Annotated in this window: 9 protein-coding genes and 1 pseudogene; all 10 read right to left on the reverse strand. The window is 60.7% G+C overall.

The window, feature by feature from the left end; translation table 11 throughout:
• Positions 1-28: 28 nt before the first annotated feature.
• The 10 genes and pseudogenes from bcsB to OKW28_RS03915 all read right to left on the reverse strand — a co-directional run bounded on the left by bcsB (position 29) and on the right by OKW28_RS03915 (position 11707).
• Positions 29-2416 (reverse strand): cellulose biosynthesis cyclic di-GMP-binding regulatory protein BcsB, encoded by a 2388-nt coding sequence (gene bcsB / locus OKW28_RS03870; protein ID WP_429443856.1) that lies wholly within the window; start codon positions 2414-2416, stop codon positions 29-31.
• Positions 2413-4668, reverse strand: coding sequence for a UDP-forming cellulose synthase catalytic subunit (bcsA, locus tag OKW28_RS03875; RefSeq protein WP_429443857.1), 2256 nt, complete (start codon positions 4666-4668; stop codon positions 2413-2415). The genes bcsB and bcsA overlap by 4 nt, the downstream gene beginning before the upstream one ends.
• A 103-nt stretch (positions 4669-4771) precedes the next feature.
• Positions 4772-5194 (reverse strand): BcsR/BcsP family cellulose biosynthesis protein, encoded by a 423-nt coding sequence (gene bcsR / locus OKW28_RS03880; protein ID WP_429443858.1) that lies wholly within the window; start codon positions 5192-5194, stop codon positions 4772-4774.
• A gap of 461 nt (positions 5195-5655) precedes the next feature.
• Complete coding sequence (locus OKW28_RS03885; RefSeq protein ID WP_429443859.1) at positions 5656-6078, reverse strand: hypothetical protein; 423 nt, start codon at positions 6076-6078, stop codon at positions 5656-5658.
• An 83-nt stretch (positions 6079-6161) separates the two neighbouring features.
• The gene (locus OKW28_RS03890; protein WP_429443860.1) at positions 6162-7295 is read right to left on the reverse strand and encodes a mannitol dehydrogenase family protein; all 1134 of its coding nucleotides are present in this window, start codon (positions 7293-7295) and stop codon (positions 6162-6164) included.
• Between the two features lie 25 nt (positions 7296-7320).
• Complete coding sequence (locus tag OKW28_RS03895; RefSeq protein ID WP_429443861.1) at positions 7321-8331, reverse strand: zinc-binding alcohol dehydrogenase family protein; 1011 nt, start codon at positions 8329-8331, stop codon at positions 7321-7323.
• 113 nt (positions 8332-8444) lie between these two features.
• On the reverse strand, positions 8445-8876 hold the full coding sequence (locus OKW28_RS03900) for an L-rhamnose mutarotase (protein ID WP_429443862.1): 432 nt from the start codon (positions 8874-8876) through the stop codon (positions 8445-8447).
• Positions 8785-9635, reverse strand: a pseudogene (locus OKW28_RS03905) (amidohydrolase family protein). Before OKW28_RS03905 ends, OKW28_RS03900 begins: the two are co-directional and overlap by 92 nt.
• Complete coding sequence (locus OKW28_RS03910) at positions 9632-10648, reverse strand: aldo/keto reductase (protein ID WP_429443863.1); 1017 nt, start codon at positions 10646-10648, stop codon at positions 9632-9634. Before OKW28_RS03910 ends, OKW28_RS03905 begins: the two are co-directional and overlap by 4 nt.
• Positions 10649-10762: 114 nt before the next feature.
• A complete protein-coding gene (locus OKW28_RS03915) occupies positions 10763-11707 on the reverse strand; it encodes an ABC transporter substrate-binding protein (protein WP_429443864.1) in 945 nt (314 codons plus the stop codon).
• Positions 11708-11731 lie beyond the last annotated feature (24 nt).

Here is an 11731-nt window from a genome sequence, read left to right on the forward strand (position 1 = left end):
GCGTGCCCGCGAGATGTCAGGCCGTCTTCTAAACATGAGAACCTCTTCGTCCTTCTTCACGTTGCGATGTCTGGGGAATATCCAGGTCTAATCGATTCAGGGCACGCCGGTGCAGAAACACGCCGCCGAGCAAACCTATGAGCCCGACGCTGGCGAGCGTCGCCACGAGCAGCAGCAGGATGTGGCTCGCGAAGAACCATTCGAGCGCGAGCCCAGGCGGCAAGGATCCGCTGAAATAGCTTTGATCGTTGCTCAGCGTGGTGAGCGTGCCGTCATGCACGACCACGAGGCTGCCGCTGATCTTGTCGTCCGGACGCTTGCTGATGAGGTAGCGGTTGGCTTGCAGCACGTCCACGACAGCGTCGAGACCGTCCGGCGTATTGCCCGATACGACCACCGCGCTGCGGCCGCGAGCCAGCGGCGACTCGAGTCCCGCCAACATGCCGTCATGGTCGTCGCTGCTATACAGTGCGGCGATGGCGGCCTCGCGTTCAGCCTGCGCATGCCCACCCGTCAGCTTTTCCCACCACGCGGCGATCCAGCGGTCCGATGAAGCAACCGGAGCGAAGAAGCCGCGCGGCAGATCATCACGCCATGCTTTGAGCAAGGGCTGGTTATCGCCCGACGCCAGCACGAGCAGGTCCTTGCGACGCAGCACGTCAACCTGCGCTGGATCGCCCACCGTCACGCCCAGCACCGGATAACCCGTGGTTTGACCCATGCTGCCCATCAGCGTCAGGTAAGCGGAATAGTCGCCAGCGACCGGCTGTGCGGGCAGGATCACCGCCGTTTCGGACAGATCGGCCATCCGCGTGAACGGAAAGCCTGCGTCTGCGAAGGCGCGCAGATCCGGCATGGCTGCGTAACGCGGCAGTTGGGAAATGTCGATCGTCGAAGTCGGATCGATGGCGCTCAGGAGCGGGCCGCCGGGCACATCCTCGACGCGGTCTTTCGGCGCCACGGACTCGTAGCGATAGTCGAATTGCAGCGTCGTCAACGACGGCAGCAGATAGGTCGGAACGCGCATCACCGCATAACCGTCCGACGCGTCGCCTGTCAGCGGCAAGGTCTGCAGGGGCGTGTTGCCGGCCAGCACACCGAGCTCCGAGCGCGTTGACTCCGGACGGGCCGTATAACGGTAGTGCAGGTTCAGCACCGCGCCGCTGTTGTCAAAACCGAACAGACCCGGCGGCAGACGCAGGTCCACATTGATCGCCCCAGGGCGAAAGCCCTGCACCGTCAAGCGCTCCGCCGATAGCATCTCGCCCAACTGCACCGGGCGGTCACCCGGCAGCCAGTTGGGTGCGTCATAAGGCTTGCGCGGCACAACGGAAACCGGGGCGTCGATCTTGACCCGAGAGCCCGACAGCGTCTTCGCGCCAAGCACCAGCGCGGTCGCGGCCTCGCGGATCTGCGCGTCGTTGCGGCCCATGACCAGCAGCAGCTTGCCGTTAGCGTCATTGGGGTTGGGCACGATGGCCAGCATCGGCCCTTCCACCGCAGGCAGGGTCAAGCCCGGCACCTCGCCCGGCAGCGCGAGCACCACCGCATGTCCATGCGCGGGTATCGCACCCAGGCTCGCGGAGAAGTGTGCACCGCGATAGCCCGCCTGCGCACCCAGCCACGAGGTCACGATACCGGCCGATTCGAGGCGCTGCGCGCGAGGCGCTTGCGGCAGCACGACGGGCAGGTCCACCCTGCGCACATCGCGCACGTCGAGGAACGGCGCGGGCAGTTGCGACAGGTCACTGGACAGGGTCGCCGGAACCACGGTCAGTTCCAGCGCACTGTCCGGCCCGGGCCTCAGCCACAGGTCGGAACTCAGCGGATTGTTGCCCTGATCGCTCGCCTTGCTATGCGCGATCAACTCGAGGGTGAGCTGGTTGAAGCCGGACAGCAGCGACACCGGCAGATCCACACTGATATGCGCCGGCGTCCGCGGCGCCGGTTCGGGCAACGCTACGGTCGCCCCCACAACGCTGTTGAGCAACACCATGAGATGCGAGAGCGTAGGCAGCAATGTGGACGAGTAACTGTAGTCCAGCACGAGCCGCGCGCCGACCACGCGCTCGTCGCGGCGCAAACCGAACTCCATGCCCGCATAGGCATCCTCGCCGAGCAAGGTCAATCCCTGCTCCGCGTTTTGCCGCAGCAGCGGTATCCGGTAGGTATACGCGTCGGCCGGCGCCGCCGCGCTGAGTTCCGGGTGCGGGCTTTGCCGCACGGCATCGACCGGGACAGCCGACGCGGGCATCGCCGGCGTAGACGCCTGCGATGCGAACGACGCTGCCGACGCAGCGGGCACCGTCGCGGCCAGCACGTCGCCCGCTCCGAGCAACAGGACCGAACACAACACCGCGCTCAACCGGCGCGCGCTCGTCAAGGAGCGCAAAAGCGACAGGTAGCCGACACTCACGATTGCTTTGTTCCCAAGTCGCTTGCCGGGTCCGCGGACGAACGGCCAAGGTGCTCACGCCCACCCAGGAACAGATGCCGGAACAATTCCCCGAAGCCGCGCATGCCGACGCCGAGCACCTCAAACAGGCTTCGCAGCGGCCTGTCGGGACGATAGCTGCCCCATGAGGCGATCCAGCTGTCGGCGCGCGAAAACGTCGCCCCTATCCAGGCGCGCTCCTGAGCGATCGTCAGGGTCGGAAAACTCACGCCGATGGTGCGTCCGCGGCACACCTGCACTTCGGCCGGGAATACGTCCTCGTAGTCGTCGCGCAACACCGCTACCGTGATGCGATCGCCGTGCTCCGGCAACGGTGCGCCCTCAGGCAGCACCAGCCCCAGACCACCGTGCGAATAGTCGCTGGTCTGACAGTCGATGCGAGTTCCGTCGGCGTGAATCACGGCGGCCGGCAGTTCGATCTGGACCCGCGGAGCGAGACGCAACTGTCTCGATTCGCTCGCTACGCCCGCGGCCGCGCTGAGGTTCATGATGTTGTAGGTTACCCATATCAGGTTGAACAGAATGCTCGTCGCTTCGGGCCAGCCCGGACTGCGGATCAGACCTGCGACACCCACCATGAATCCGGTCAGATTGATGAGCAGCAGAACGATGTAGGGCCGGGCCATCGCCCAGTCCAGGAAGGACTGACGGATCACCCCGCCTTTGGACGTCACGTTGAAGCCTTTGCTGCCTGGAAAGAGTACGGCTTGCAACGCGGGCAGAATCACGTACCAGGCCAGTACCGTTTCGTAGACTTCGCTCCAGAACGAATGTCGGAAACGCCCTTGAATGCGCGAGGCGCCGACGCTCGAAATGACGAGATGCGGCACGACATAGGCCAGCACCATCAGCGCGGAAGCATGAAAGACGTGCGCGCCAAAGAACAGATACGCCATCGGTGTGATCAGAAACACGATGCGCGGCAAGCCGAAGAAAAAGTGCATCATCGCGCTCAGGTAACACAGACGCTGAGGCAGTGTTAGCCCTGCGATCAACAGCGGGTTGAAGCGACGGAATATTTCCGCCATGCCTCGTGCCCAGCGTATGCGCTGACCGACGTGACGCCCCAGACTCTCGGTGGCGAGACCCGCTGCCTGAGGGATGGCGAGATAGGCCGTGTTGTAGCCCCTCGTGCTCATCTTGAGCGCGGTGAGCGCATCTTCCGTGACACTTTCCGTCGCCACCCCGCCTACATCCTCCAGCGCCGAACGCCGCAGCACCGCGCAGGAACCGCAGAAAAAAGCGGCATTCCACAAGTCGTTGCCGTTTTGCAGCACGCCGTAAAACAGGTCACCCTCGTTGGGCACCTTGCGGAAGGTTTCGAGGTTGCGCTCGAACGGATCGGGCGAGTAGAAGACGTGCGGCGTCTGCATCATGGCCATCTTCGGATCTTTCAGGAACCAACCCATGCAGACCTGCAGGAACGAGCGCGTGGTGACGTGATCGCAGTCGAACACTGCGATGTACTCGCCGCTCGTCCTGGAGAGTGCCGCGTTGAGATTGCCTGCTTTGGCATGTGCGTTGTCCGGCCGGGTCAGATAATCCACGCCAGCCTGCTCGCAGAATTGCCGGAATTCGTCACGACGGCCGTCGTCCAGCACATACACGCGCAGCTTGTCGGCCGGCCAGTCGAGCAGCGTGGCGGCCAGCACCGACTGCCGCACGACCTGCAGCGGCTCATTGAACGTGGGAATGTACACATCCACCGTCGGCCATGCCGAGCTATCGGCCGGCAATCGCGCAGGCCGGCGATGCAGAGGCCAGAGCGTCTGAAAGTAGCTGCACAACAGCATGAGCACCGCGTACCCTTCGGCCAGCAGCAGAAGGCAGCCAAAGGTCATGTCGAGCGAGGTGGTAAAGGACAGCGTCTGCGTCAGGCGCCAGTACAGGTAGCGCAAGGACATAAACACCGACAATGCCACCATGGACACCGTGATGATCCTGCCGCGAACGCGGTTCAGCAGAACCGCGACGACCATGCAAAGGATGCCAAACGTCCATTGCTTTGACACGGCCAGATTGACCGTCATGGCAGAAGTGAACAACAGCGCGGCCAATAGCGTCACTGCCAGCCGCAGCCAGTTCGACGCCCATAGCGATGTCCCCGCTTCCAGAAGTTTGTCGTCCCAACTTCCGGCATCGTCACTCTGGTCCGTGTTGCGCGTTTGCCGCCGCTGCTCCGTCTTGCTCAGCCTACGTTTGATCTGTGCCATGGAAAGGTCTTCTAGCGCGTGCGCCGGTTCGGCACGACGCGCAGGTTCGCGGCCACCGTGGTTTTAACCAGGCCGTCATTGACGGAACAGACTGTGACGAAGTTCATGACGTCTGGCGTTGCGGACCACCTTCTTGAGGCTCACTCCGTTCCCGCAGGCGCGCAAACACGGCGCTTAGAGAGTCCGGTTGTTGAGGAGCGGTGACAGGTTCGGGATTGAACTGAAGGACCGGCTGTTCGGGGGCGGCTTGCAATACCGGAAGAGATCCGGACACGGCAGCGGGGACGGCTGGCGCAATCAGCTGCGGCGGCGCGGCGGGGGCCACTTCAGTCACATCGGTGGGAGGAACGGCTCCAGCCTCGCGAGCCGAGTCGTCCCGGGTCGTGTCCCCTGGCGACGACGTGGTCTGCATGGACCAACGCCCACGCGAACCTTGCACCTGCTCTATTCTTTCTATTTCTTGATAATGCGACGGGCTCACGCCCAACATCTGGAAGAGATTCGAAATGTCTGATGCACCGCTCATACGCCATCCCCGTCGAACTGGCCATATTGTTTGTTGCAGACTGCACCGCGTACTGGTCGGGCAATCTGCTGTAATTTTTACTTAGGAATAAGGATAACCATTATTTCCGTTACATCATTGCGTCCGCCATAATAATTCCCAAATCGTGAGGAAGGCGCCGTTGATACACTCGCCCTTTAGAGACCTCTTCAGGAGAGCCGCGCCCAGGTCTTATTTTTCAGCCAAGGCAACCGAGGGCCCCGCCGCTGCGGTACGAGCGTGTAACTCATGAGACACCCTTGCGTTCAGGATGAGCGGCGCTATTGTACAGCGGAACTTAATGCGTGGCCCCAAATAATTCCAATCTATATATCGGCTATTTCAGAGCAAAGTTAAGCGTTTAAAATGTTAAATATGGTCAGTCAAACGTTTGCTTTTTATTGGGCGTCCGATTATTTCCGAATTTGCGCTGGGAATCGGTTTTAAAAAGCGCGCCGTGGTGTTGCCCTTGAGGTCATTGTCATGAAATCGCCCCGGATCTGTTCGAGCACTGGCAACCAGTCGCCGTACTGTCGCTGCCGGTAAATCCGCATCGATGGATACCACGGACTGTCGTCGCGCCCGAGCATCCACACCCAATGCGCGTCGACGTCGAGCGGCAGCCGTGTCGGCACACCGAGCGCGCCCGACAGATGAGCAACCGACGTGCATACGGTAATGACCAGATCGAGATTGCCGACGAGCGCCGCCGACTCGTCGAACGACTTCAGCTCTTTCGTGCAGTCGACAACATCCAGTCCGTCGGACGCCATCGTCGCAAGCTCTTTCTCGCCGTCGACCTGCAGGCTATAGAACCTGATGCCGGACAGCGAGCCAAACGCTCGCGCATAGAGCGCGGGCGGCATTGAACGCAATGGATTGCGCTGGTGCGTACGACTGCCACATAAGGCATTTCCAAGCTTCGCAATGGCAGGTATTCGGGACTTAGCTAAATCGATGCGACGCGCTCCAGCATCGCTCGTATTCGCAGCGGTCCAGGCTTCACGCCGAGTTTGTCGGCAAGTTGCACGAGCGGCAGAAAACGCCGCTGCAATTTTTCTGTGTGATTCTGCGCGATGTCCGCTATCCGGTGCTCAAGAAACGGATTGAGTAGGCGGTCGCGTAACTCGACGAGATAGGCGAGAGCCTGCTCGCGCTGACCGAGGACCACAAATGTCGGGAGCACATCTTCCGCCCAGACAGTTTCCAGGCTGGCGCGTAGTATCGGGTCGTTCATTGCCTGACATACGGTCTCGTCAACCGGTCTGCGGTCCTCTAGCCACCGCTCCGCCAGATAGCTGTGACCGAGATTGAGCAGGAACAACTTCAGGCGCTCGAAGTGCTGCAGATCGTCAGTCAAAACGATGTTTTCATGAGTGCAGGGTAGAACCAGCCCCGGCTGCTGCTCAATCGCCCAGAGCGCATACGGTTCGGCAACGGCGCCCACCGGTTCAATCGCCTGCGAAACGATGCGATCGACGAGCGAATTGGCCCATATGCAATGCGTTCGCAGGTAGGTAGTGAACGGCTCCGGCAGCCGCCACTTTACCGCGAGAGTCACAACAAGTTCGCGCAACGTATCGCCGTTATTGACCACGAGTTCGCATGGAAAAAGGGAGAGCGGCGCATCAGGGTTTCGTTCCCAACGGGCATGAAGCAACACCAGCAGCTTTGCCGGAAAGCTCTGTGGCACGCGCTCCGGATGATTCACGAGCGTCGCGGTATCTCGGTCATCAAGCCGGAATCCCCTGTCTCCCGTATTGGAAACAATCACTTCGACGTGCTCTGCCACGGCGTCTCGCACTTGTGCCCAATGAGACTCGGCGTGCCATGCTGCGCGCACCGCGTTGCCACTCAGCATCTCGTCCACCAGCACTCCGTGACGCATACCTCGAACCCGTACCGGATATCGCCCGCCCTCTGCCAGCGCTGCAATACGCTTCTGACTGGACTGGCTGCTGGTGGTCTGCACGACTGTAATGCCACCGAGCGCGGCACCCCGCGTCATGGCTTCCGAAACAAACAGGTCGACATGCGCCTGAAGAAAGCGGCTAGTGCCGAACTGGAGAATTGGCTGGCTCATGGCAAATATCCGATATGCGTCAGAGTCAGCATTCGATGATGGCTTTCACTACACCTGCGGATGGTTCGAGCAGTTTCGAAAATTCGGCAGGAACATCGGCAAGCTTCATCCGGTGCGTGTTGAGTGCCGCATCGGGCACCTGACCGGCACGCATGGCCCTGAGCACAGTTTCGAAATCTTCCGCAGTCGCATTGCGGCTTCCGATCAAGGTGGCTTCGCGCTTGTGGAACTCCGGATCGGAGAAAGTGATCTTGTCTCTCACCACGGAAATCAACACGTATTTCCCGCCGTGCGCAATAAACTCAAAGCCACGCTCCATGGCAGCCGGATTACCCGTCGCATCGAAGACCACATCGAAGAATTCGCCGCCGGTGAGTTTCGCCAACTCGTCGACGTCGGTATCACCGATTTGCACAGTAGCCGCCACTTCAATTTTCTCATCGCAGAATTTGAGACGATCGAGCCGTGTATCGAGCGCCGTCACCGTGGCCCCGCGCAGACGTGAAAAGATCATTGCGGCCATACCGATCGGACCTGCACCGACCACCAGCACGCGCTGTCCCGCCTGAACGTCCGCGCGACGAACCGCGTGCGCGCCAATGGCGAGAAACTCGATCATTGCCGCCTGATCGAGCGTGATTCCTTCAGCCTTGTGAACGAACTGACGCGGCAAACTTAGATACTCCGTCAATGCGCCATCACGATGCACGCCCAATACCTGAATGTTCACGCAGCAGTTCGTTTTTCCGTTCCTGCAGGCAATGCACTGACCGCATGACAGGTAGGGCATCACGTAGACCGGGTCGCCGGCGTCCAGGCCGGAATCCGTGTCGGCTTCTTCGACCGTCCCTGACAGTTCGTGTCCCATCACGCGTGGGTAGGCGAGAAATGGCTGATTGCCGGTAAAGATGTGCAGGTCGGTGCCGCATACGCCGACGCGTCGCACGCGTAGCAACACTTCGCTGCGATCGCGAGGTGGCCGTGAGCGCGTCTCAACGCGTAGTACGCCGGGAGTTTCACAAATAATAGTGAGCATGAGGTTTCCTTTTTCAGCTACAGAACCCGCGAAGCCATAGTGCGGTTTCGATGCGAGCCCGGTTAATTTGTTTCTTCATGGCGAGGTCAAACGAGTGCCGTGTCGAGACAACGCTATTCGAGGTAAAAGACCTCTTCCATCTGTGCCCAGTGTTCCGACGGCGCACGACTCACCAACGGTTTCTGGCACGGGCTGCACAGGCTCCACCAACGTTGTGTTTCCGGGTCGCTCGCAATCTCGGCCATATCGCTTTCATAGTCAGTTCCGACGTATTCCCAGTAACCAAACAACAGGTTCTCGGGCTCCCGCAGGAAAATCGAGTAGCGGGTGACATTCGAGCGTTTCAGGCGATCGAGCACCGTCGGCCACACCTGCGCATGCAAGCGTTTGTATTCGTCGATGTGCTGCGGATCGATACCGATGACCATTCCCATTCGTTGCATTACACCCTCCCTATTCTTCGAGCCGGTAGAAGCGATGAGCGTTGCCGCCGAATACAGCGTCTTTGTCCTCATCGCCCGCATACCGGTCACAGTAATCTTCACAGGCGGCAAGCCAACCGGCGTAGTCGCCGAAATGTGTCGCGAGCCGCTGGACAGGCCAGTCACTTCCCCATAGAAGACGATGCGTGCCGAACAGTCGGAATAGCGTTTCTACGTAGGGGGCTCGAAAGCGGCAATGTCGGTATCCGGCGGCGCTTCCGTCCATAAGCCGGACAGCTTGCAATGTACATTTTGGAGTTTGGCCAGATCTGCCATGTCGGTTCGCCACGGCTCCAGTTGCCGGACAGCGATCAGTGGCTTGGCCGCATGATCTATAACAATCCGAAGGCCGGGGTAACGCCTCGCGAACGCGACCACACCGGGGAGTTGACGCGGGACGACCAGTGCATCAAATGCAAGGTCATTCGCGAGCATCGCTGTGATCGCCGGTCGCAATGCGGGGTCGTCGATCCAGTTGTCGTCGGCAAGATCCTGCAGCATCGGCCGCAGCGCTTTCAGCTTCGGGTGGCGGGCCAAAGCATCGATCTGTTGCGGCGCCTCCGGTGATTTCAGGTCGACCCATCCCACCACTGCGCGAATAAAACAGTAACGCTCCGCCAGTTCGAGCAGGAATCCGGTGTCTTTGCTGTCCGGTAAGGACTGGACCAGCACGCTTGCGTCGATGCCGCATTGCTCAAGCAGCGGTTCAAAATCGGCCGGCCCAAAGTCTCGATAGATCGCTTCGAGGCTGGCAGGCGGCCAATGCCCCACACGCGCCGTGAGGTGCCAGAAATGGTGATGTGCGTCGATACGCAGGCTCACTCGACCACCTCGGGCACAGGTGCGGTGTCCGCAATCAGACCGTCCGACTTCAGCTCCTGCCACAATCCGGCTGGCAGCGCCTGCTCAAACCACGCGACGTTCTGCTGGAGTTGTTCGACACTGCGCGCGCCCACCACGCACGACACAACCGCAGGATGCGCAAGCGGAAACTGCAGTGCCGCAGCGGGTAGCGGAACCTCGAATTCGCGGCAAACCTCAGCCAGTTGGTTGACGCGCGACACGACACCGGCGGGGGCGTCCCCGTAATTGAACTTGCCGTTACCTGCCAGCACGCCAGAATTGAACACACCGCCGACCACGATCGAATTCCCATACCGTACGCAATGGTCGAGAAACGGCGCGAGACAATCCTGCTCGAGGAGGGTATAGCGGCCCGCCAGTAACGTCACATCGAGCTGTAATTCCTGCATGGCTTCATGCGCGACCTGCCACTCGTTCACGCCGAGGCCGATGGCTTTGACCACCCCCGCGTTGCGCAGCGTGTCGAGCGCGCGGAAACCGCCCCCTTCTGTAAGCTGTTTCCAGAATTCGACGTTTGCATCCCCATGTGTCATTCGACCGATGTCATGCACATACAGCAGATCGATCTGCGCAATACCGAGACGCTGCTGGCTGTCTTCGAAAGACCGCATGACGCCGTCGAAGCTGTAGTCGTAGTGCGGCCGGAAAGGAAGCGGCTCAGCCCAGCCGTCGTCGCCGCATTGAACAGTCGGATCCGGCCGAAGAAGCCTGCCGACTTTCGTACTCAGCACGAACTCGTCGCGTGGCCGCGCTGACAACGCGTTGCCCACGCGGCGTTCCGAAAGCGTGTACCCGTAGAACGGCGCAGTGTCGAAATAGCGCAGACCGAGCGACCATGCTTCGTCCATCAGCGCGCGCGCCTGTTCCGGCGGCATCGTGCGATACAAGCCGCCAAGTTGCGAACAGCCCATACCCAGTGCGCTCAGTTGCACCCCGGCACGCGACACCTCACGCAGATCACTTGCTTTCATCAGGAATACCGTTCCCAGGGATTCATTGCTGGATGTTCAACGCTTCACAGCGCGTCTTGAGTAGCGCTGGGCTCAAGGGCGGACAACGCCGTCTGGCGTCGTCCGCATCGCGCTTCAATACAAGACATTCTTCGCGGCGGGCTGATCGATGTTGTCCTTCTCGACCATCACGACACCGGTATCCAGTTGCTTCGTAACCGGCTTGTGTTCGATGACATCCACCGCCGTTTTGACACCCTTGTAGCCCATCTGATACGAGCCCTGGACAGCGATGGCCTGGATGGTTCCGTCCTTGACGAAGCCCTGGAGGTCCTGGTTGCCGTCAAAGCCGATCGCGACGACCTTGCCGGCTTTCCCGGACTGCGCCAACGCGCGCCCCATTCCCACAGCAGTCGGTTCATTTGCACCGAAGATGCCCTTCAGATCCGGATTGGCCGACAGCACGTCGGTCGTCTGATTGAGCGCGGTCGCCATCTGCGACTGCGAGTAGAACGGTCCGACAATCTGCAGCTTCGAGTGCTGCGCGAGATACTGCCGGAACCCGCCCACGCGGCCAATCTCGGAACCGGCGCCGGCGACGTACGACATCACAGCGACTTTCCCCGTCTGTCCGACACGGTCGATCATCGCTTTCGCGCACAACTCACCGGCCTTGACGTTATCGGTCGAGAGAAACGACTGGTAATACTGCTTGCCGGAATCGGACACGAGCGAATCGATCAGGACGACCGGAATTTTTGCCTCCCAGGCCTTCTTCATTGCCGGGACCAGCGCGTCGGGATCGGACGGCGCGAGCACGATCGCCGCGACATGCCGGTTCACCGCGTTCTCGACCATATTGACCTCGTCCGCCACGGCTGACTCGGTCGCCGGTCCCTGAAACGTCATCGTGTAGCCGTTCAGCCCTTTCATGCCCTCCGTTGCACCCTTTTGCACGTTCTGCCAAAAATTCGAGTTGGCCGTCTTGACGATCACGGCGATCTCTCCGCCCGCCGCATTCGCGTGCGCCGTCACTGCGGTCAAAAGTGCGGCGGCCAATGCCAGATACGTCTTCCTCATGTCTCACTCCTTGGGTTGGTGATT

The organism is Paraburkholderia sp. 40, assembly GCF_050434105.1.
Classification (GTDB): domain Bacteria; phylum Pseudomonadota; class Gammaproteobacteria; order Burkholderiales; family Burkholderiaceae; genus Paraburkholderia; species Paraburkholderia tuberum.